General features: G+C 65.4%; 20 protein-coding genes. 12 read left to right on the top strand and 8 right to left on the bottom strand.

Going from position 1 to position 21,296, the window contains the following annotated elements; genetic code table 11:
• Nucleotides 1-126: 126 nt before the first annotated feature.
• Nucleotides 127-663, top strand: a complete 537-nt coding sequence (hslV, locus tag P5W99_RS00285; protein WP_421022692.1) for an ATP-dependent protease subunit HslV — start codon at nt 127-129, stop codon at nt 661-663.
• Nucleotides 664-691: 28 nt separating this feature from the next.
• Nucleotides 692-2,041, top strand: coding sequence for an ATP-dependent protease ATPase subunit HslU (hslU, locus tag P5W99_RS00280; protein ID WP_421022691.1), 1,350 nt, complete (start codon nt 692-694; stop codon nt 2,039-2,041).
• 144 nt (nt 2,042-2,185) lie between these two features.
• Here the strand turns inward: hslU and P5W99_RS00275 are convergent, their stop codons facing one another.
• Together P5W99_RS00275 and P5W99_RS00270 are read right to left on the bottom strand one after the other, a co-directional pair.
• Nucleotides 2,186-2,728 (bottom strand): response regulator transcription factor, encoded by a 543-nt coding sequence (locus P5W99_RS00275; RefSeq protein ID WP_322061294.1) that lies wholly within the window; start codon nt 2,726-2,728, stop codon nt 2,186-2,188.
• 17 nt (nt 2,729-2,745) lie between these two features.
• Nucleotides 2,746-4,167 carry an ATP-binding protein gene (locus tag P5W99_RS00270; protein ID WP_421022690.1) on the bottom strand — a complete coding sequence of 474 codons (1,422 nt, stop codon included), beginning with the start codon at nt 4,165-4,167 and terminating at the stop codon, nt 2,746-2,748.
• Between the two features lie 118 nt (nt 4,168-4,285).
• On the opposite strand from P5W99_RS00270, the gene P5W99_RS00265 reads away from it, so the two are divergent.
• Complete coding sequence (locus P5W99_RS00265) at nt 4,286-5,971, top strand: hypothetical protein (protein ID WP_434661402.1); 1,686 nt, start codon at nt 4,286-4,288, stop codon at nt 5,969-5,971.
• Between the two features lie 32 nt (nt 5,972-6,003).
• Here the strand turns inward: P5W99_RS00265 and P5W99_RS00260 are convergent, their stop codons facing one another.
• On the bottom strand, nt 6,004-6,234 hold the full coding sequence (locus tag P5W99_RS00260) for a cysteine-rich CWC family protein (protein ID WP_421022688.1): 231 nt from the start codon (nt 6,232-6,234) through the stop codon (nt 6,004-6,006).
• Nucleotides 6,235-6,542: 308 nt separating this feature from the next.
• Between P5W99_RS00260 and argB the strand changes: the two genes are divergently transcribed.
• The 8 genes from argB to P5W99_RS00220 all read left to right on the top strand — a co-directional run bounded on the left by argB (nt 6,543) and on the right by P5W99_RS00220 (nt 14,448).
• On the top strand, nt 6,543-7,442 hold the full coding sequence (gene argB, locus P5W99_RS00255; protein WP_421022687.1) for an acetylglutamate kinase: 900 nt from the start codon (nt 6,543-6,545) through the stop codon (nt 7,440-7,442).
• 85 nt (nt 7,443-7,527) lie between these two features.
• A complete protein-coding gene (locus tag P5W99_RS00250) occupies nt 7,528-8,301 on the top strand; it encodes a pyrimidine 5'-nucleotidase (RefSeq protein WP_421025136.1) in 774 nt (257 codons plus the stop codon).
• 76 nt (nt 8,302-8,377) lie between these two features.
• Nucleotides 8,378-9,067 (top strand): nucleoid occlusion factor SlmA, encoded by a 690-nt coding sequence (gene slmA, locus P5W99_RS00245; RefSeq protein ID WP_421022686.1) that lies wholly within the window; start codon nt 8,378-8,380, stop codon nt 9,065-9,067.
• 47 nt (nt 9,068-9,114) lie between these two features.
• Nucleotides 9,115-9,696, top strand: a complete 582-nt coding sequence (locus P5W99_RS00240) for an HdeD family acid-resistance protein (protein ID WP_421022685.1) — start codon at nt 9,115-9,117, stop codon at nt 9,694-9,696.
• A gap of 256 nt (nt 9,697-9,952) precedes the next feature.
• Nucleotides 9,953-11,098: a homoserine O-succinyltransferase MetX gene (gene metX, locus P5W99_RS00235; RefSeq protein ID WP_421022684.1), complete on the top strand. Its 1,146-nt coding sequence runs from the start codon at nt 9,953-9,955 to the stop codon at nt 11,096-11,098.
• Nucleotides 11,095-11,703 carry a methionine biosynthesis protein MetW gene (gene metW / locus P5W99_RS00230; RefSeq protein ID WP_421022683.1) on the top strand — a complete coding sequence of 203 codons (609 nt, stop codon included), beginning with the start codon at nt 11,095-11,097 and terminating at the stop codon, nt 11,701-11,703. Before metX ends, metW begins: the two co-directional genes overlap by 4 nt.
• Nucleotides 11,704-11,830: 127 nt before the next feature.
• Nucleotides 11,831-13,273: an AmpG family muropeptide MFS transporter gene (locus P5W99_RS00225; RefSeq protein ID WP_421022682.1), complete on the top strand. Its 1,443-nt coding sequence runs from the start codon at nt 11,831-11,833 to the stop codon at nt 13,271-13,273.
• Nucleotides 13,270-14,448 carry a M48 family metallopeptidase gene (locus tag P5W99_RS00220; protein ID WP_421022681.1) on the top strand — a complete coding sequence of 393 codons (1,179 nt, stop codon included), beginning with the start codon at nt 13,270-13,272 and terminating at the stop codon, nt 14,446-14,448. Before P5W99_RS00225 ends, P5W99_RS00220 begins: the two co-directional genes overlap by 4 nt.
• Before the next feature lie 38 nt (nt 14,449-14,486).
• Here P5W99_RS00220 and P5W99_RS00215 read toward each other — a convergent pair whose 3' ends face one another.
• The 5 genes from P5W99_RS00215 to gatC all read right to left on the bottom strand — a co-directional run bounded on the left by P5W99_RS00215 (nt 14,487) and on the right by gatC (nt 19,738).
• Nucleotides 14,487-15,269, bottom strand: coding sequence for an exodeoxyribonuclease III (locus tag P5W99_RS00215; RefSeq protein ID WP_421022680.1), 783 nt, complete (start codon nt 15,267-15,269; stop codon nt 14,487-14,489).
• A gap of 84 nt (nt 15,270-15,353) precedes the next feature.
• On the bottom strand, nt 15,354-16,190 hold the full coding sequence (locus P5W99_RS00210; RefSeq protein ID WP_421022679.1) for a PPK2 family polyphosphate kinase: 837 nt from the start codon (nt 16,188-16,190) through the stop codon (nt 15,354-15,356).
• A 114-nt stretch (nt 16,191-16,304) separates the two neighbouring features.
• Nucleotides 16,305-17,780 (bottom strand): Asp-tRNA(Asn)/Glu-tRNA(Gln) amidotransferase subunit GatB, encoded by a 1,476-nt coding sequence (gatB, locus tag P5W99_RS00205; protein WP_421022678.1) that lies wholly within the window; start codon nt 17,778-17,780, stop codon nt 16,305-16,307.
• A gap of 3 nt (nt 17,781-17,783) precedes the next feature.
• The gene (gene gatA / locus P5W99_RS00200) at nt 17,784-19,274 is read right to left on the bottom strand and encodes an Asp-tRNA(Asn)/Glu-tRNA(Gln) amidotransferase subunit GatA (RefSeq protein WP_421022677.1); all 1,491 of its coding nucleotides are present in this window, start codon (nt 19,272-19,274) and stop codon (nt 17,784-17,786) included.
• 164 nt (nt 19,275-19,438) lie between these two features.
• Complete coding sequence (gene gatC, locus P5W99_RS00195) at nt 19,439-19,738, bottom strand: Asp-tRNA(Asn)/Glu-tRNA(Gln) amidotransferase subunit GatC (protein ID WP_421022676.1); 300 nt, start codon at nt 19,736-19,738, stop codon at nt 19,439-19,441.
• Nucleotides 19,739-20,117: 379 nt separating this feature from the next.
• Between gatC and P5W99_RS00190 the strand changes: the two genes are divergently transcribed.
• Nucleotides 20,118-21,161 (top strand): rod shape-determining protein, encoded by a 1,044-nt coding sequence (locus tag P5W99_RS00190; RefSeq protein ID WP_004189550.1) that lies wholly within the window; start codon nt 20,118-20,120, stop codon nt 21,159-21,161.
• Nucleotides 21,162-21,296: the final 135 nt, after the last annotated feature.

The following is a 21,296-nucleotide window of genomic DNA, read 5'->3' as shown; positions in this document are numbered from 1 at the left end:
TCGATACGCCCGCTCGCGCGCCCCGCGCGAATAGAGCGGCGTGTACCGAATCCGACAATGCGGCACGGCTGCAAAGGCCGCGTCGCACCAGCCTCTGCCTGGCATCAACGGTAAAAAGGAACGCACATGGAGCAATTTCACGGCACGACGATCGTATCCGTGCGGCGCGGCGACAAGGTCGCGCTCGGCGGCGACGGCCAGGTCACTCTCGGCAACATCGTCATGAAGGGTGGCGCGAAGAAGGTCCGGCGCATTTACGGCGGCAAGGTGATGGTGGGCTTCGCGGGCGGCACGGCTGATGCGTTCTCGCTGCTCGACCGCTTCGAAGCCAAGCTCGAAAAGCATCAAGGCAATCTCACGCGCGCGGCCGTCGAACTCGCCAAGGACTGGCGCACCGACCGCATGCTGCGCCGCCTCGAAGCCATGCTGATCGCCGCCGACGCCAGCACCACGCTCGTCATCACCGGCAACGGCGACGTGCTCGACCCCGAAGAAGGCATCTGCGCAATCGGCTCGGGCGGCGCGTATGCGCAGGCCGCGGCCCGCGCGCTCGTGGAGAACACTGAACTCTCGCCGCGCGAGGTCGTCGAAAAATCGCTCCAGATCGCGGGCGACATGTGCATCTACACGAATCACAACCGCGTGATCGAAACCATCGAGTAACCCGCCGCACAGACGAGAAGGAATCAGGATGAGCACCATGACCCCCGCCGAGATCGTCTCGGAACTCGACAAGCACATCATCGGCCAGACGAAGGCGAAGAAGTCGGTGGCCGTCGCGCTGCGCAACCGCTGGCGCCGCCAGCAGGTGGCCGACCCACTGCGCCAGGAAATCACGCCGAAGAACATCCTCATGATCGGGCCGACGGGCGTCGGCAAGACCGAAATCGCGCGGCGTCTGGCCAAGCTCGCCGACGCGCCCTTCATCAAGATCGAAGCAACCAAGTTCACCGAAGTGGGCTACGTGGGCCGCGACGTGGACAGCATCGTGCGCGACCTGATCGAAATCTCGGTGAAGCAAACGCGCGAGTCGGAAATGCGCAAGGTGCGCAGCAAGGCCACCGATCAAGCGGAAGACCGCATCCTCGACATCCTGCTGCCGAGCGCGCGCCCGGTGGGCTTCGGCTCTTCGTCGGCCGAACCGGGCCAAAGCGAAGGCGACAACGCCACGCGCCAGACCTTCCGAAAACGCCTGCGCGAAGGTCAGCTCGACGACAAGGAAATCGAGCTCGACGTCGAGCAGCCGCAAGTGGGCATGGACATCATGGGGCCGCCGGGCATGGAAGACATGACCGAGCAAATCCGCTCGATGTTCGCCAATCTCGGCGGTGGCAAAAAGATTCGCCGCAAGCTCAAGGTGAAGGAAGCGCTCAAGGTCCTCACCGACGAAGAAGCGGCCAAGATGCTCAACGACGAAGAGGTCAAGACCAAGGCAGTGCAGAACGTCGAGCAGAACGGCATCGTGTTTCTCGACGAAATCGACAAGATCGCCTCGCGCAACAACGAAGGCAGCGGCGGCGAAGTCTCGCGCCAGGGCGTGCAGCGCGATCTGCTGCCGCTCGTCGAAGGCACGACCATCAACACGAAGTACGGGATGGTGAAGACCGATCACATCCTGTTCATCGCGAGCGGTGCGTTCCATCTCTCGAAGCCGAGCGATCTGATTCCCGAACTGCAAGGGCGCTTTCCGATCCGCGTCGAACTCGATTCGCTCTCCGTGAAGGACTTCGAAGCGATTCTGGTCGCCACCGACGCCAGCCTCGTCAAGCAATATCAGGCGCTGCTCGCCACCGAGGACGTGCAACTCGATTTCGCCGACGACGGCATTCGCCGCCTCGCGGAAATCGCTTACGCCGTCAACGAGAAGACCGAGAACATCGGCGCGCGCCGTCTCTATACGGTCATCGAAAAGCTGCTCGAAGATGTGTCGTTCGCGGCCGGCAATCATGCGGGCCAGAGCGTGGTCATCGATGCGGCCTATGTCGACAAGGCGCTCGGCGAAGTCGCGCAGGATGAGGATCTCTCGCGCTATGTGCTGTAACGGTTTGTGGGCGCGCGGGTAAAACGCGCGAACTTGATCGAAGCCCGCCCGTGTGCGCGCGCACAACGAAAAAGGGGCTCCGCACACTGGCGGAGCCCCTATTCTTTTACGCGTGGCTTGCGTGGCTTGCGCGCGCTTTTGCGCTTACTGGCGCACCGGCCGCTTCGCGAGTTTGCGCTGCAGCGTGCGCCGATGCATGTTGAGCGCGCGCGCCGTGGCCGAAATATTGCCGCCGTGCTCGGCCAGCACGCGCTGAATGTGCTCCCATTCGAGGCGCGCGACCGATAGCGGCGCGGGATGCTCGATGGCCGCCTCGGCCTGTAGCGCGCTGGCGTCGCCTTGCAGCGCGGTGAGAATCATTTCCACGTTCGCGGGCTTGGCGAGATAGTTGTCGGCGCCATCCTTCACGGCCTGCACCGCCGTGGCGATGCTCGCGTAACCCGTGAGCACGAGCATGCGCGCATCGGGCTGCAGGTTGCGCAACGGCGCGATCAGCGAAAGACCCGAGTCGTTGCCGAGATGCAGGTCGACGGTAATCTGCGAGAACTTCTGCTGATTCGCGAAACGAATCGCTTCTTCGGCATTGTGCGCCTGCTGCACCTGGTAGCCGCGTCGCGTGAGGCCGCGCGTCAGGATGTCGGAAAACACCTCGTCGTCGTCGATCACCAGGAAATTCATATCGCTCATACTGCTTCTCCGTGTTATCAGGCGGCGTCGGGCCGGCCTGGCCCTTCGCCAATTTCCGAACTCTGCGCCGCCGCACCTGCGCTAGCCGCCTCGCCCGCCCGGGTCTCTGTCTTCGCCGGCACATGCAGCACTGCGCGCGTGCCGCGCCATTTGCGCGGGCGCGCAGCAGCCTGGCCCGCGCCCGGCACCTCGCGCGCGCCTGCGTCAGGCTGCCCGGCGTCGAGCGCGGCGTCTTTCCCGGCGACGGCGCCCGCATCGCCGAGATCGATCGAACCGCCCAACCGCGCCGCCGACGAAAACGCGAGATACAGCCCCACGCCGTGACCGCCCTGCGTGCTTTCCACGGGCGCCGCGCCAAGCGACGCGCGCAGCGCCGCCGGGATGCCCGGCCCCGCATCGCAAACCTCGAAATCGATGTAGCCGGCGCGCGTCGTTGCGCGCAGCGTGACGAAGTCGCGGCTCGCGCGCGCGGCGTTGTCGAGCAGGATCGTGAGGATCTGGCCGACCGCAACGGTGTCGTCGAGACACAATTCGGCAGGCGCATTACCAAGGAGTTCGAACTTTACGTGCGGATGGCGCAGCCGCCATTGCTCGACGAACGGCCCTAGCCATTCGCTCACGGCCTGGCGGCTGCCCGCCGAAGACGCGCGACTGCGCAGGCGCGCGAGCGCCGAGGTGCACAGCGTGATCTGCTTGTCGAGCAGTTCGAGGTCGGCGCCATACGGCTGGAGCCCTTTGTCAGTGCGGGCGATGTCACGCAGCTCTTCGGTCAGCATCGCGATGCTCGAGAGCGGCGTACCGATCTCGTGCGCGACCGTGGCTGCCTGCACGCCGAGCGCGACCGCGCGTTCGTCGCGCAGGAGGCGCTGCTGCGCGTCAGCGAGCGCGGCTTCGCGCTGGCGCAGCGCGCGCGACATGCGCGCGACGAACCACACGATGAGCGCCACGCTCACCATGAAGTTCACCCACATGCCCCCGCGGTAGTAATCGAAGAGATTCGCGGGATTGTCGAGATTGAGCGGGACGTTGTCGAACCCGAGCAGTATGTAGCAAGCCACGGCGAAGCACGCGAGCCACGCGGTGAGATACCACGGCAGCACGGCCGCCGCGATGGCGAGAGAAGGCAGATAGAGCGAAACGAACGGATTGGTCGTGCCGCCCGAAAGGAACAGCAGCGCGGAGAGCGCGCCCAGGTCGACCCAGATCTGGCCGAACAATTCGAGATTGGATTCAGGGCGATCTTGCGTGACGCGCAGCCAGGTCACGCCGTTGAACGCCACTTCCATGGCGATCACGAACAGCATCGCGGGCAGCGGCAACGTCACGCCGAACATGAATTGTACAAAGGCGATCGTGCAGAGCTGGCCGATGATGGCGAGACTGCGCAGCCAGAACAAATGGCTGAGATTGACGCTAGCACTGACGGTTATGCGATGCATCGTGCCAGTTTACCTGTTCGGACTCGTCTGATTCATTATCGTGAAAAGGTTTGCTTCAATCTAAGTCATCCTCTGGCTACATTCGATGTGACATTTTCCGACAGGGTGACTTGGTCAAATGCAAACTCTTCTTCCTGGCACGCTTGCACACGTGCGCGACCTCTTTCTCGATTTCGTCGATGCCGCAACCGTTGAAGCAACCGAAGCCTCGACCGATGGCGAAACCGAAGTGGCCCGCGAACTGCTGGCGAAAATGCGCGCCTCGCTGCGCGGTCTCGACGACGATGCGCTGATGCTCATCGCAGCCAGCGCCCGGGAGCCCGCACTGGCCAGCGAGGCCATCCGCCTGAGCGCCGCGATCGCGAGACTCGAACCGCAGCGCGCCGCCGCATGGTTCGCCGCCGGGCTTGCGCTGCAGTTCGCCAACCGCCACGCAGAAGCACTCCCGCCCTACCGCCATGCACTCGCGATCCAACGAACGTTTCCCAGTTTGCGAAACAATCTTGCTAGCGCCTTGCTACAAGTCAATATCGAACGCAATAGCCGGGAAATCCTGGCATTGCTCGAAGAGTCCGTCGCGGCAAACCCGGAGGACATCAATGCCTGGATCAATCTCAGCCGGGTGCTGCCCACCGACACCGACATCGCGCGCCCGCTAGCGGCGGGTCGTAGGGCACTTGCACTCGCGCCGCATAGCGCGCTGGCCGCGAACAATTACGCGATGGCGTGCCGGGAAGCCCAGCAATGGGACGAAGCCGAACTGGCCGCGCGCAACGCTTGCCAGTATGCGCCGAACGACGCATCGATGCGCCTTAACCTGTCGATGATCCAGCTCATGCGCGGTAACTTTGCCGAGGGCTGGCACGGACACGAGGTGCGCTGGCAGGGGGCGAGCGAGCTGGCCAGCGGCCGCCCGGCCTTCCCCAAACCCGAATGGCGGGGCGAGCCGCTTGCCGGCCGCACGCTGCTGGTGTGGGGCGAACAAGGCAAGGGCGACCTGCTGCAGTTCTGCCGTTATGTGCCGATGCTCGCCGAGCGCGTGCATCGCGAAGGCGGCCGGCTGGTCTGGAATTCGTTTCCGGAGATGGGCGCGCTGCTCTCGCGCAGCCTGGGCGGACATTGCGATCTTTACTGTGCGGGCGGCCCGGTCGCCACGCTGCCGCCCTACGACTGCGAAGTGTCGCTGCTGAGCCTGCCGTTGATTTTCGGCACGCGCGAGGACACGATCCCAGGTCCGGCGCGCTATCTCGCGCCGGACCCCGCCGCAGCGGCGCGCTGGCGCGAGCGGCTCGCGGGCGAGCGGCGCCTGAAGGTCGGGCTCGCGTGGACGGGCAGCCTCACGCACAAACGCAATCCGTTCCGGCGCATTGGACTCGGGCACTTCGCAACACGGTTCGCAGCAAATTTCGCAGCGGCCCTACCTGAGGTGGCGTTCTATTCACTGCAGCCTGGCGCGGGCGCCGAGATCGAGGCCGTGCGCAAGGCAGGCTTCGAGATCGCGGATTTCAGCGCCGAGTGGCGCACCTTCGAAGACACCGCAGCGTTCATCGACTCGCTCGATCTCGTGATCTCGGTCTGCACGTCGAGCGCGCATCTGGCGGGCGCGCTGGGTCGGCGCACGTGGGTGCTGCTGGACGTGAACCCGCACTGGGTCTGGGGACTGGAGCGGCGCGACAGTCCGTGGTATCCGCACACGACGCTGTACCGGCAAAAGCGGTTTCGCGAGTGGGAGCCCGTTCTGGACGAGGTGAGCGCCGACCTCGCGAAACTCGCCGGCGAGCATCGGGCAAAGCAGGCACGATGACGGCGTATTGAATGGCTCAGCGGCCCGGCGACTCAGCGGCTTTCGCCAGCGCCCCGGGCCGCCGCCCCCGCGGCAACGGCAGCGGCCAGACACTCGGGACACAGACAGCGTCCGCGCGGGTCGAGCTGGCTCGCCGGCGCGGCGGGCAGCGTCTTGCACCAGCAGTCGAAGGGGTCGGTGTCCCTGCCGCAATCGAAGACACTGCCGCAACGCGGGCAACGCGCGCGCTTCACGGCATGGGCAGGGCTTGCGGGGGCGGTCATGGCGGCGCGCTCCTGGCGAGGCCGGATTCAGTGATGGGAAAAATGATGCCACAGGACCGCACAGCCGCCTGTGGCCCACTCATCGTACGCATTTTAGTGAAAATAGCGTGCGATCGCTTGAAATTCGCTTCAATTGTGCGCAACCCAACGCCCCGGCGCCACCTTGTTGCACGCTCGTGCGCCGCCGTGCCGAAAACCCTGTTGCACCGCGCCAGTCCTGTACAATTCGCCCTGTTTCAACCGCGCTTTCGCGAGCGCGCCTATTTTCACCCGTTTTCCGCTCCGTTTTCCTGTCCAGTCCCGCCGCCATGTCCGAGCCCATCGACCTCTCGCAGATCGCGCCCACCCTGAAAGCCGAAATCCTGGCTGAAGCGCTGCCCTACATCCGCCAGTATCACGGCAAGACCGTCGTGATCAAGTACGGCGGCAATGCCATGACCGAGGAGCGGCTCAAGCAGGGCTTCGCGCGCGACGTCATCCTGCTCAAGCTCGTGGGCATCAATCCGGTCATCGTGCACGGCGGCGGCCCGCAGATCGACACGGCGCTCAAGAAGATCGGCAAGCAAGGCACGTTCATCCAGGGCATGCGCGTCACGGACGAAGAAACCATGGAAGTCGTCGAGTGGGTGCTCGGCGGCGAGGTGCAGCAGGACATCGTCACGCTCATCAATCACTTCGGCGGCCACGCGGTCGGCCTGACCGGCAAGGATGGCGGCCTGATCCACGCGCGCAAGCTGATGATGCCGGACCGCGACAACCCCGGTCAGTACATCGACATCGGCCAGGTGGGCGAAGTCGACGCGATCAACCCGGCCGTCGTGAAGGCGCTCCAGGACGACGCGTTCATTCCGGTGATCTCGCCGATCGGCTTCGGCGAGGACGGCCTCTCGTACAACATCAACGCCGATCTGGTGGCGGGCAAGCTCGCGGTGGTGCTCAACGCCGAGAAGCTCGTGATGATGACGAACATCCCCGGCGTGATGGACAAGGCAGGCAATCTGCTCACCGACCTTTCGGCACGCGAGATCGACGCGCTTTTCGAAGACGGCACGATCTCGGGCGGCATGCTGCCGAAGATCTCGTCGGCGCTCGACGCGGCCAAGAGCGGCGTGCGCTCGGTGCACATCATCGACGGCCGCATCGAGCACTCGGTGTTGCTCGAAATCCTGACCGAGCAGCCGTTCGGCACGATGATCCGCTCGCACTGAATCGGCTTCGGGCGCCGCACGGGCGATTCCGCCACGGCGCCCTCCTCCCCTCGCGCGGCGCCTGCGCAACGCCAACTTTCGCATGATGAACGTCTCACGCCCGCTTCGCCGCCGGCCGTCGCATGCCGGGCAGCGCAACTGGAGCGCCGGCGACAGCGCCCCGAGCCATGGCGCCCCCGTCTGGCTCTTCGACCTCGACAACACGCTGCACTGCGCCTCGCACGCGATCTTCCCGGCCATCAACCGGGGCATGACGCAGTACATCATCGACGCGCTCGGCGTGAGCCGCGACGTCGCGAACCATCTGCGCACGAGCTACACGCATCGATACGGCGCGGCACTGCTGGGCCTCACGCGCCATCATCGAATCGATCCGCACGACTTCCTGAAGGTCGTGCACACCTTCGACGACCTGCCCGCGATGCTGCGCGCCGAGCGCGGCCTCGCGCGCATGCTCGCGGCGCTGCCCGGTCGCAAGATCGTGCTGACCAACGGCCCCGCCGACTACGCGCACGCGGTGCTCGCGGCGCTCGGCATCGAGCGGCAGTTCGAGCGCGTCGTGGCGATCGAGCACATGCGCACGCGCGACCGCTGGCGCGCCAAGCCCGACCACACGATGCTGCGCAAGACGCTGCGCGATGCGCGCGTCGCGTTCGCCGACGCGATCCTCGTCGAGGACACGCGCGGGCATCTGAAGCGCTACAAGCGCCTCGGCATCCGCACGGTCTGGATCACGGGGCATCTACCCGCACACGTGGCGAGCGGCGGGCGGCCCCACTATGTCGATCATTGCGTTCGTTCGCTAAAATCGCTCGGACGCGGTCTGCGCAGCGGGGCATTGCGCAGCAGGCGACAATAAACGGCAGGACCAACGGCAAGACTCAAGCGGCCGGGCGCATTCGCAGCCTGCGGGCCGCACTCAGGGGGCGACCTTCATGCAGCCGACCGAAACGCGTGACGCCGCCGTGGCGGCAAGCGCAGCAGCCGAATCTCCAGACGCCGCGCCTCGGCGCGGCAGCCGTCCAAAGCCGGGCGAGCGCCGCGTGCACATTCTCCAGACGCTCGCCTCGATGCTCGAAGCGCCGCGGGGGGAGAGGATCACCACCGCCGCACTGGCCGCGCGCCTGAACGTCTCCGAAGCCGCGCTCTATCGCCATTTCGCGAGCAAGGCCCAGATGTTCGAGGGCCTCATCGACTTCATCGAGCAGACGCTGTTCCAGCTCATCAACCAGATCGTCACGAAGGAGCCGAGCGGCGCGCTGCAGGCGCGCGCGATTGCCTTGATGCTGCTTCAATTTTCGGCGAAGAACGCCGGCATGACGCGCGTGCTGACCTGCGAAGCGCTCGTGGGCGAGCATGAGCGCCTCGCCGAGCGCGTGAACCAGATGCTCGACCGCATCGAGGCCACGCTGCGCCAGTGTCTGCGCGTGAGCCTGGCTGAGCAAGCGCAGGCCGAAGGCGGCACGGCCGACGGGCGCGTTTCGAAAACCGGTTACGATCCCGCTGTTCGCGCCAATCTCCTCGTCCGCTATGTCATCGGCAGTTGGCACCGTTACGCCCAAAGCGGCTTCAAGCGCTCCCCCAGCGAGCATGCCGACGAGCAGATCCGCGTGATTCTTCAATAGCCGGACTGCGCCCACGAGGCGCGGTCTGGCCGACAAGGAAAACACGCATGAACCGACCGACGCCTCCCGCCGCCCTGCCCATTCTCGCCAGCCTCTCCGCCCATTGGGGCTGGCTGCTCGCACGCGGCATCGCCGCCATTCTGTTCGGCGTGCTCGCCTACGCCTGGCCCGGCCTCACCGTGCTCACGCTCGCCCTCGTCTGGGGCGCTTACGCAATCGTCGACGGCGCCTTCGCGCTGCTCTATGGCGCGCGCGGCGGCGGCTCGCGGCGCTGGTCATACGTGTTCGTGGGCGCGATCGGCGTGCTCGCGGGGCTCGTGGCATTCTTCTGGCCCGGCGAAACCGCCATCATCCTCGTGATGATCATCGGCTTCTGGGCGCTCGCAGTGGGCTTCTTCGAGATCGTCTACGCCATCCAGTACCGGCATGCAATTGCGCATCCGTGGGTGGTCGGCCTCTCGGGGGTGCTCTCCGTTGCACTGGGCATCTTTATCGTCATGTTCCCGGGCGCGGGTGCACTTTCGCTCATCTGGCTGATCGCCAGCTTTGCGGTTCTTTACGGCATCTTGATGATCGTCGCGTCGCTCCAGTTGCGGCGCTGGCACAACGCCCATCCGCGCGGCGTCTGAGCCCGCGAGGCATACGCGCGGGCGGGCGGCGGCGGGAGCGCAGGTTCGTCCGCGTCATTGTGCCCAGGCGTTTTCCGTTATACTTTGCGCTCGTTGTGCATCACCCACGCGCCGATTTGCTGACTCGATTGCGGGCGCGTGAACTTCAGGCATTGGCCTGAGGTTCGATATAAATGCGGCTAAAGAGGTCGTCAGCTGCGCCCGCACCGCGCGCCCGCCGACGCCGTTTAGCCGCCCAGAAACCCAGGCGGAACGAATGGAATCGATCGGCATCGTCGCTCCTCAAACACTGCATTTCGACGAGCCCCTGCAACTGCAGAACGGCACGGCGCTCGCCGGGTACGACCTCGTGGTCGAAACCTACGGCACGCTCAACGCCGCGCGCAGCAACGCGGTGCTCGTCTGTCACGCGCTCAACGCGTCGCATCATGTCGCGGGCGTCTACGCGGACAACCCCAAAGACGTCGGCTGGTGGGACAACATGGTCGGCCCCGGCAAGCCGCTCGACACCAATCGCTTCTTCGTGATCGGCGTGAACAATCTGGGCTCGTGCTTCGGCTCGACCGGACCGATGAGCGTCGACCCCGCCACGGGCAAGCCGTGGGGCGCGCGCTTTCCGGTGGTCACGGTGGAAGACTGGGTGGACGCCCAGGCACGCGTGGCCGACCGCTTCGGCATCGAGAAGTTTGCCGCGGTGATGGGCGGCAGCCTCGGCGGCATGCAGGCGCTCGCGTGGAGCCTGCGCTATCCCGATCGCCTCGGGCATTGCATCGTGGTGGCCTCCACGCCCAAGCTTTCGGCGCAGAACATCGCGTTCAACGAAGTGGCCCGCTCGTCGATCCTCTCGGACCCCGACTTCCACGGCGGCGACTACTACGCGCACAACGTGAAGCCCAGGCGAGGCCTGCGCGTGGCGCGCATGATCGGCCACATCACCTATCTCTCGGACGACGACATGGCCGCCAAATTCGGCCGTGCACTGCGCCGCGCCGAGGGCGCCGTGAACGACTACAACTTCAACTTCGATGTGGAGTTCGAGGTGGAGTCGTATCTGCGCTACCAGGGCGACAAGTTCGCCGATTACTTCGACGCGAATACGTATCTGCTCATTACGCGCGCGCTCGACTACTTCGATCCCGCGAAGGACTTCGACGGCGATCTCACGCGCGCGCTCGCGCACACCAAGGCGAAGTACCTCGTGGCGAGCTTTTCCACCGACTGGCGCTTCGCGCCCGCGCGCTCGCGCGAACTGGTGAAGGCGCTGCTCGACCACAAGCGCCAGGTGACCTACGCCGAGATCGACGCGCCGCACGGCCACGACGCCTTCCTGCTCGACGACGCGCGCTATCACGGCGTCATGCGCGCTTATTACGAACGCATTGCCAACGAGGTGGGCGCATGAACCAGAGCGCATTCGACAGTCTTTCGGCCCGTCCCGACTTTCGCACGATCGCGCGCTGGGTCGAGCCGCGCTCGACCGTGCTCGACCTCGGCTGCGGCGACGGCGCGCTGCTTTCGCTGCTCTCTGAAGAGCTCGAATGCACGGGCTACGGCATCGAGCTCAACGACGCGGGCGTGCTCGCCTCGGTGAGCAACGGCATCAACGTGATCCAGCAGAATCTCGAGGACGGCCTGCGCCTGTTCGAAGATGGGAGCTTCGACTTCGCGATCCTCTCGCAAACCTTGCAGACCATTCACCAGACCGCCGCGATCCTGCGCGAGACGGCGCGCGTGGGCAAGGAGTGCATTGTCTCGTTCCCGAACTTCGGCTACTGGCCACACCGCCTTTCGGTGCTGAACGGGCGCATGCCGGTTTCGAAGTCGCTGCCTTACCAGTGGCACAACACGCCGAACGTGCGCGTGCTCACGGTGAAGGACTTCGAGGCGCTCGCGCCCGAGGTCGGCATCGAGATTCTCGACCGCGCCGTGCTGCACGGAGGCCAGACGGTTCGATGGGGCGTGAACTGGCGTGGTAGTCTTGCGGTCTATCGCGTGAAGAAAGCGTGAGAAAGCGGCGACACCGGCAGCGGTGTCGCGCACCCTTCACGGATCGCCGATCAGCAAACCACGCTGGTCACCCGCTGGTCACCGCGCCGCCGCCCTCCGACGACACTCCGCCGATATCCCGGACCCCATGCAGAATCCGCCCCAAGAGGCCGCCACGGACACCCCGCAGACGTCCCAGGCGTCCGATGTAACCCAGACGCCTCTGGCATCACACAACCTGGACGCACACGAAGACCACCCCGGCTGGCGCGCGTACCTGAATACGCACATGCTGATCTGCGTGTTTCTCGGCTTCACCTCGGGGTTGCCGCTCTTTACGCTCGTCTATCTGGTGCAGGCGTGGCTGCGCTCGGAAGGCGTCAACCTCAAGGAAATCGGCCTGTTCGCGCTGATCCAGTTCCCCTATACGTGGAAGTTCGTCTGGGCGCCGCTCATGGACCGTTACGTACCGCGTCTGCCCGGCTGGCGCCCGGGGCGCCGGCGCGGCTGGATGCTCGTCACGCAGATTCTCGTGGCGGGGGCGATTGCCACGCTCGGCTTCGTTTCGCCGAAGGAGTCGATCTGGACCGTGGCCGCGCTCACCGCGCTCGTGGCGTTCTTCGGCGCGAGCCAGGACATCGCCATCGACGCCTACCGGCGCGAGTTGCTCAAGGACACCGAGCAAGGCCTCGGCAATGCGGTGCACGTGAACGCGTACAAGATCGCGGCGCTCGTACCCGGTTCGCTCGCGCTGATTCTCTCCGATCATCTGCCGTGGAGCACCGTGTTCGTCGTGACGGCGGTGTTCATGATTCCCGGCATGATCATGTCGCTGGTGGTGAGCGAGCCGGAAGTGCACGGCGCGCCGCCGAAGAACCTGCGCGAAGCCATCGTGCAGCCGTTCGCCGAATTCGTGAAACGCGACGGTCTGGGCGCGGCACTCTTCGTGCTCGCTTTCATCTTCCTGTACAAGCTCGGCGACACCATGGCCACGACGCTTTCGACGTCGTTCTTCCTCGATATCGGCTACTCGCGCACCGAGATCGGCGTGATCGCCAAGATGACCGCGTTCGGCGCGAGTCTCGCGGGCGGCATCATCGGCGGCGTGGCGCTCGTGAAGATCGGCATCGGACGCGGTCTATGGATCTTCGGCTTCCTGCAGATGGTCTCGACGCTCGGCTTCGCCTGGCTCGCGCAGCTCGGCCCGGGCTCCCCCACGCTCGCGCTCATTCAGGACGCCCTCCATGGCGTCGCGCAACTCGCCAGCGCCGTCGGCCTGCACGCGCAGCTCGCGCTGGACCCGCGCGCCGCCGCGCTCGCGCTCGTCTACGGCCTCGAGACGTTCGCGACCGGCCTCACGCTCGCCGCGTTCACCGCGTATATCGCCAGCACCACCGATCCGCGCTATACGGCGACGCAATTCGCGCTGTTCACGAGCCTCGCCTCGGTGCCGCGCACGCTCGCGTCCGCAGCCAGCGGTTATGTGGTCGCGAAGATCGGCTGGTTCGATTACTTCATCGTCTGCACGGTGCTCGCGGTACCGGGTATGCTGCTGCTCATTCGTATCGCCCCGTGGAGAATCCGGAAGTGAAGTCCCGCCAGCATGCCGTGCCCGCCCGCCACCCGACGCATCACCGTCCGGGGTGGAGCAGCACGCTCGCGCGGGCGCTCGCCGCAGCGCTGCCCATGTGGGGAGTCCTGCATGCGGGTCTTGCCGGCGCCGCTGAGGCCGCTGCCGGCAGTTCTAGCGCGAATGGATCCGCGAGCACATCGGCGAGCGTCCCGGCCAATTCGACCTCGGTGCCCTCCACGCCGGCCGCGCTCGCGAGCGCGGCCGAGGCCATCGGCACAGCTGCGGCTACTTCCGGCGCGAATGCGCAGCCAGCGCAGGCGCAGGCCGGCAGTGCTTCTGCGTCCGCCAACGCCACGTCCGGCGGACCGAACACGGGCCGCGTCGTGCGTTTTGGCAACATCGCGGCGTTTCGCAACCTGATCCCGTCGCCGATGCTCGAAGCGCAGGCCGCCGCCGAATACACCGAGATCGTGCGCGGCGCAGCGCACTCGAAACTGCTCTACCCCGACTCCGATCCGCACGCGCAGCGCGTGCGCCAGCTCGTCGACCGGCTCGCGCCCTATGCGCTCAAATGGAGCGATCGCGTGAAAAACTGGAAGTGGGAAGTGGCGGTGATCCGCTCGCCGGACATCCGCATGTACTGTCTACCGGGCGGCAAGCTCGTGGTGTACGGCGGCGTGCTCGATCGCGTGAAGCTCAACGACAACGAACTCGGCATGCTGCTCGGCCACGAGATCGCGCATGCGGTGCGCGAGCATGTGCGCGAGCGGCTCGGCGAGCAGCAGGCCGCGCAGATCGAGGCGGGCGTGGTGCCGCAACTGTTCGGGCTCGCGGATCTCGGCATGTTCCCGCTCGGCATCGGCTCGCGTCTCGTTGAGATGCATTATGGCCGCGACGACGAAACCGAAGCCGACGTGATCGGCAGCGACATCGCCGCCCGCGCGGGCTTCGATCCGCGCGCGGCGCTCACGGTCTGGGACAAGCTCGCCACGGCCACGCGCGCCGACCGCGACCAGGGCTTCATCTACGTGCATCCGTATCCGCCGGCGCGGCGCGCGGACATCGCCAAGCGGCTCGTCGACATGATGCCGCTCTACGCGAAGGCAATCGGCAAGCCATTGGCCAGCTTGCCCGACTATCAGGGCATTCCGGTGCCGAAGCGCTCGAAGGTAACGGCCACAGCTGCGCCCTGACGAGCGCGCGAGGCGGCCTCGAGCCGCCCGACGCGCGCTCAGCGCTTCTTGATCTTGTAGTCGTAGTCGATGGTCAGCGGCGCATGGTCGCTGAACTTGATGTCCTTGAAAATGGACGTGTGCTTCGCTGTCGCCGCGATGCCGGGCGTCGCGATCTCGTAGTCGATGCGCCACCCCACGTTCTTCGCGTAGGCCTGGCCACGGTTGCTCCACCACGTGTACTGCTCGGGGCGCGGATCGAGCGTGCGGAACACGTCGACGTAGCCCACGTCGTCGAAAAGCTTGGTGAGCCAAGCGCGCTCTTCGGGCAGGCAGCCCGAATTCTTCTGGTTGCCCTTCCAGTTCTTGATGTCGATTTCCTTGTGGACGATATTGACGTCGCCGCACAGGATCACCTCGCGTTCGCGCTTGAGGGCTTCGAGATGCGGCAGGAACGCATCCATGAAGCGGTACTTCGCCTGCTGGCGTTCCTCGCCGCTCGAACCCGACGGCACGTACACCGAAATCACCGAGAGCTTGCCGAAGCGCGTCTCGACGTAACGGCCTTCCACGTCGAACTCCTCGCTACCGAAGCCGATGATCACATCGTCGGGTTCATGGCGCGTGTAGACGCCCGCGCCGCTATAGCCCTTCTTCACGGCGTGCTGGAAATAGCCCTTGAAATCGTGCGGCGCCATGAATTCGGGCGTCATGTCGTCCTGCGAGCACTTGATTTCCTGCACGCAGAGCACGTCGGCGTTCTGCTCGCCGAACCATTCGAAGAAACCCTTCTTCGCCGCGGAGCGGATGCCATTGAGGTTCGCGGTGATCACACGCAGCATGTCTTCAGTCCTTTTGATTTGCGCGGTTGGGAGATGGGAGCGCATTGAGCCGCCCTGGCGTCGCTCTGGAGTCGCTCCGAAGCGTCATTCGACCTTCACGCCCGCGAGCTCGGCCTTGGCCGGCGGAAACTCGAGCTTCAGTCCGTCCATCAGACGCAGCAGCAACTCGGCCACCATCACATTGCGATGCGTCTTCGAATCGGCGGGAATCACGTACCACGGTGCGACTTCCGTCGACGTGGCCGCGAGCGCATCGCGATACGCCGCCTGGTAGGCGTCCCAGTGCTTGCGCGCCTCGATATCGGAAAGATCGAATTTCCAGTGCTTGGTGGGGTCGTCGATGCGCGCCTGGATGCGGCGGCGTTGCTCGTCTTTCGAAATGTGCAGCCAGCACTTGATGATGGTCGTGCCGTTCTCCACGAGCATGGCCTCGAAGTCGCGGATCTGCCGGTAGCGGCGCTCGCATTCGTCCATGTCGATCTGGCGCATCACGCGCGGCACGAGCACGTCTTCGTAGTGGCTGCGGTTGAAGACGGCCAGTTCGCCGGCGGCGGGCACCTGCATATGCACGCGCCAGAGGAAGTCGTGCGCCGACTCGATGGGCGTAGGCGCGCGAAACGGCACGATGCGCAGCCCGAGCGGGTCGACCTCGTGGAACACGCCGCGCACGGTGCCGTCCTTGCCGCTCGTGTCCATGCCCTGGAGCACGAGCAGCACGCGATGGTGACGCTGCGCATGCAGGCGCTCCTGCAGCTCGTCGAGCCTTGCGCCGATTTCCGCGAGGCGTTCGCGGTCGCCATCCTTGCTGCCGGTCGAGAACGGCTTCTCGGTCGGGTCGATCGCCTCGGGCGCGAACTTCTCCGCTTTCTTGTCGCCGGCATACGGCACACGGTAATCGTCGAGACTCGGGGACTTCGCCATGCGCTGCACTCCTCCTTGTTGCTGGACCCTGAAACGGCAAGGCGGCACCGCACGCCATGCGCGCGACGCCGCCCCACAACGACTTGCGTCAACCCGAACGCCAGCCCGGCTCGATCAGCCCAGCTTCTTCTTCAGCAGTTCGTTGACTTGCTGCGGATTGGCCTTGCCCTTGGTGGCCTTCATCGCCTGGCCGATCAGCGCGTTGAACGCCTTTTCCTTGCCCGCGCGGAATTCCTCGACCGACTTCTGGTTCGCCGCGAGCACCTCGTCGATGATCGCTTCGAGCGCGCCCGTATCCGAAATCTGCTTGAGGCCCTTCGCTTCGATGATGCGATCCGCTGCGGCAACGTCTGCGGCCTTCTCGTCCCACATCGCCTGGAACACTTCCTTGGCGATCTTGTTCGAGATCGTGCCGTCGGCGATGCGCTGGAGCAGCAGCGCGAACTGCGCGGCCGAGACCGGCGAGGCGCCGATGTCGAGGCCTTCGCGGTTCAGCTGCGAGGACACTTCGCCCATCAGCCAGTTCGCGGCGGCCTTCGCCTGGGCAGCGCCGGTCTTCGCCACGACCGCTTCGAAGTACGCCGCCATCGCCTTGCTCGACGTGAGCACGTTCGCATCGTACGGCGTCACGCCGTACTGCTCGACGAAGCGCGTTTGCATCGTCGCGGGCAGCTCGGGCATCTCGCCCTTCACGCGCTCGACCCACGCCGCATCGATCACGAGCGGCATGAGGTCGGGGTCGGGGAAATAGCGGTAGTCGTGCGCGTCTTCCTTGCTGCGCATCGAGCGCGTCTCGCGCTTGTCCGGGTCGTACAGACGCGTCTCCTGCACCACGGTGCCGCCGTCTTCGATCAGCTCGATCTGGCGGCGCACTTCGTACTGGATCGCTTCTTCGAGGAAGCGGAACGAGTTCAGGTTCTTGATCTCGGCGCGCGTGCCGAATTCCTTCTGGCCGACCGGGCGCACCGAAACGTTCGCGTCGCAGCGGAACGAGCCTTCCTGCATGTTGCCGTCGCAAATGCCGAGCCACACGACCAGCGTGTGCAGCGACTTCGCGTATGCCACCGCTTCGGCGGCGCTGCGCATTTCAGGTTCGGTGACGATTTCGAGCAGCGGCGTGCCGGCGCGGTTCAGGTCGATGCCCGTCATGCCCGCGAAGTCTTCGTGCAGCGACTTGCCCGCGTCTTCTTCGAGGTGCGCGCGCGTGAGATTGATGGTCTTCTCGTACGCTTCCTTGCCGGCCTTTTCGTTGGCGGGCACCTGGATCGTGATCTGCCCGCCCTGCACGACCGGAATCTCGTACTGGCTGATCTGATAGCCCTTCGGCAGATCCGGGTAGAAGTAGTTCTTGCGCGCGAAGATGCTGCGCGACGCAACCGTCGCGTTGATCGCGAGGCCGAAGCGGATCGCGCGCTCGACCGCGCCGCGGTTCATCACCGGCAGCACGCCCGGCAGCGCGAGATCGACGGGGCAGGCCTGCGTGTTCGGAGCCGCGCCGAATTGCGTCGATGCGCCCGAGAAGATCTTCGACGCCGTCGACAATTGCGCGTGCGTCTCGAGACCGATAACGACTTCCCATTGCGTGCTCATGCTTTACACCCCTGCCGGCGCCTTGCGATGCCATTCGGTCGCGCGCTGGAAAGCGTCGGCGACCTGCAGCATGCGGGCCTCGTTGAAATAGTTGCCGACGATCTGCAGACCGACCGGACGTTGCGCGTTCGCACCGGCGCCGAAGCCGCACGGCACGCTCATGCCGGGCAGGCCCGCGAGGCTCGTGGAGAGCGTGTAGATGTCGGCGAGATACATCTGCAGCGGATCGTCGCCCTTCGCGCCAAGGTCCCACGCCACGCTCGGCGCGACCGGCCCCATGATGACGTCGCACTGCTTGAACGCTTCCTGAAAGTCCTGCGCGATGATGCGCCGGATCTTCTGCGCCTGCAGGTAATACGCGTCGTAGTAGCCGTGCGAGAGCACGTAGGTGCCCACCAGGATGCGGCGCTTCACCTCGTGGCCGAAGCCCTCGGCGCGCGACTTCTTGTACATGTCGAGCAGATCGGTGTACTCGGCCGCGCGATGGCCGAAGCGCACGCCGTCGAAACGCGAAAGGTTCGACGAGGCTTCCGCCGGCGCGATCACGTAATAAACGGGGATCGAGAGCTCGGTCTTCGGCAGCGTGACTTCCACGAGCGTGGCGCCGAGCGATTCGTAGACCTTGAGCGCGGCGTCGATGGCGGCGCGCACCTCGTCGGCCAGACCCGCGCCGAAGTATTCCTTCGGCAGGCCGATGCGCAGGCCCGCGAGCGGCTTGTCGGCCGTTGCGCTGGCGCTCCACGTCTGGCCGAGGTGGCGCGTGTAGTCTTCGTCGTCGCGCTGGAGGCTCGTGGAATCGCGCTCGTCGAAGCCCGCCATCGCGTTGAGCAGGAGCGCGCAGTCGGCGGCGCTGTGCGCCATCGGGCCGCCCTGGTCCAGCGACGACGCAAACGCGATCATGCCGTAGCGCGACACGCGGCCATAGGTGGGCTTGATGCCCGTGATGCCCGAGAACGACGCGGGCTGACGGATCGAGCCGCCCGTGTCGGTGCCGGTCGCGGCCACGGCCAGGCGCGCGGCCACGGCAGCTGCCGAGCCGCCCGACGAGCCACCCGGCACGGCCTGCTTGTCCCACGGGTTCTTCACCGCGCCGAAATGCGAGTTCTCGTTGGACGAGCCCATCGCGAATTCGTCCATGTTGGTCTTGCCGACGCAGACCATGCCCGCGCGCTCGAGACGCGTCACGACAGTCGCGTCGAACGGGCTCACGTAATTGGCGAGCATCTTCGAGCCGGCGGTCGAGCGCCAGCCGCGCGTGACGAACACGTCCTTGTGTGCGAGCGGAATGCCGGTCAGCGGGCCGGCGTTGCCGCCCGCGATGAGCGCGTCGGCGGCTTTGGCCTGCGCGAGCGTGAGCTCGGGATTGACGTCGACGAAGGCATTCAGATCTTGATTCGCATCAATTCGGCTCAAAAAATGCTGAGCCAGTTCGACGGCGGAGCATGCCTTTGCGGCCAGTGCGGCGCGCAATTCGGTCAAACTATTGTCATGCATTGCGTGATTCCTGGAAGAACGTAACGGCGCGTCCACAACGTTTCGCGCCGCCGGGGGCGCCTCGCACGCGTGTACGGGCTGCGCCGGATTCGGGTTTCCGTATTCGTGAAGTTAAGGTTATCTAACTCGAACTTCATCGAAAATGACGGGAAATGAGCGCGTGTTTACTCAATCACGCGCGGCACGAGGTAAAGTCCGTCCTGTACCGCGGGCGCGGGGCGCTGAAAGGCGTCGCGGTCCACGATTTCGGTTACCGCGTCCTCGCGCAGTCGCAGCGCGACGTCTTCGATCTGCTCGATCGGATGTGCGAGCGGCGCGATGCCCGTCGTGTCCACGGCCTGCATCTGCTCGACGAGCCCGAAGAAGTTATTCAGGCGCTCGAGCGTATTGCCGGCCTCGGCTTCGGCCAGTTCGAGGCGCGCAAGATGCGCGATGCGCTTCACATCGGTCAGGGTCAGGGCCATGCGGTCACCGGAAAAAAGAGGCTGAGGCAGTGCGGAAAAATCAGTGCTGCAACAGCGGTTTATCGCACCGGATCCGGGGGTAGAGAAAAGCTTCGACGAAGTCAAAAACTGCCCTTCGGATCCTGCAAAACAGGCAAAATTATAAGGTATCATTACGCGTTCGACTCAAACCCGGACCGCCTTGCGCCCGCCTTTCATCCCTGATCGCTGCAATGAGCGCTCAGGCGGCGCCCAGCGTGGCCAACTCCGGTAACCATTCCCGCAGTTTCAGGCTCCTCGCGGCGGCGCTTTCCGCCCGTCCTGAGGCTGTTATTTTTTCCGCTGCCGCCCCGTGACCCGCTCGTCCCAAGGTCGGCCACAAGCGAGACAGGATTTTTGAATGTTCGGTTTTCTGCGTAGCTATTTCTCCAACGATCTCGCGATCGACCTCGGCACCGCCAACACCCTGATCTACATGCGCGGCAAGGGCATCGTCCTCGACGAACCCTCGGTCGTGTCCATTCGCCAGGAAGGCGGCCCCAACGGCAAGAAGACGATCCAGGCGGTCGGCAAGGAAGCCAAGCAGATGCTTGGCAAGGTGCCGGGCAACATCGAAGCCATCCGCCCGATGAAGGACGGCGTGATCGCCGACTTCACCGTCACCGAGCAGATGATCAAGCAGTTCATCAAGACTGCACACGAATCGCGCATGTTCTCGCCGTCGCCGCGCATCATCATTTGCGTGCCGTGCGGCTCCACCCAGGTCGAGCGCCGCGCGATCAAGGAAGCCGCGCACGGCGCCGGCGCCTCGCAGGTCTATCTCATTGAAGAACCCATGGCCGCCGCGATCGGCGCGGGCCTGCCGGTTTCGGAAGCCACCGGCTCGATGGTCGTCGACATCGGCGGCGGCACGACCGAAGTGGGCGTGATCTCGCTCGGCGGCATCGTCTACAAGGGCTCGGTGCGCGTGGGCGGCGACAAGTTCGACGAGGCCATCGTCAACTACATCCGCCGCAACTACGGCATGCTGATCGGCGAGCAAACCGCCGAGGCCATCAAAAAGGAAATCGGCTCGGCGTTCCCCGGCTCCGAAGTCAAGGAAATGGAAGTGAAGGGCCGCAACCTGTCGGAAGGTATTCCGCGCAGCTTCACGATTTCGAGCAACGAAATCCTCGAAGCGCTCACCGACCCGCTGAACCAGATCGTCTCGTCCGTGAAGATCGCCCTCGAGCAAACGCCGCCGGAACTGGGCGCCGACATCGCCGAGCGCGGCATGATGCTCACGGGCGGCGGCGCGCTGCTGCGCGACCTCGACCGTCTGCTCGCCGAGGAAACCGGCCTGCCGGTGCTGGTGGCAGAAGATCCGCTCACCTGCGTGGTGCGCGGCTCGGGCATGGCGCTCGAGCGCATGGACAAGCTCGGCAGCATCTTCTCGTACGAGTAAGCGCGCTGCCGCGTTGCATAGCCGCAGTGCCCAGCCAGTGCCCGGCTACGGGCAAAGGCTGCGCAATTGAAGCACACTTGGCTGCGGCGGCACGCACACCGCCGCACCGTCCGCAACGCGGCGCCGACCAAGGCG

It is taken from the genome of Paraburkholderia sp. A3BS-1L, assembly GCF_051125215.1.
In the GTDB taxonomy this organism is placed as follows: Bacteria; Pseudomonadota; Gammaproteobacteria; order Burkholderiales; family Burkholderiaceae; genus Paraburkholderia.
The sequence above is the reverse complement of the archived record's forward strand: the minus strand, read 5'-3'. Positions and strand labels throughout refer to the sequence as shown.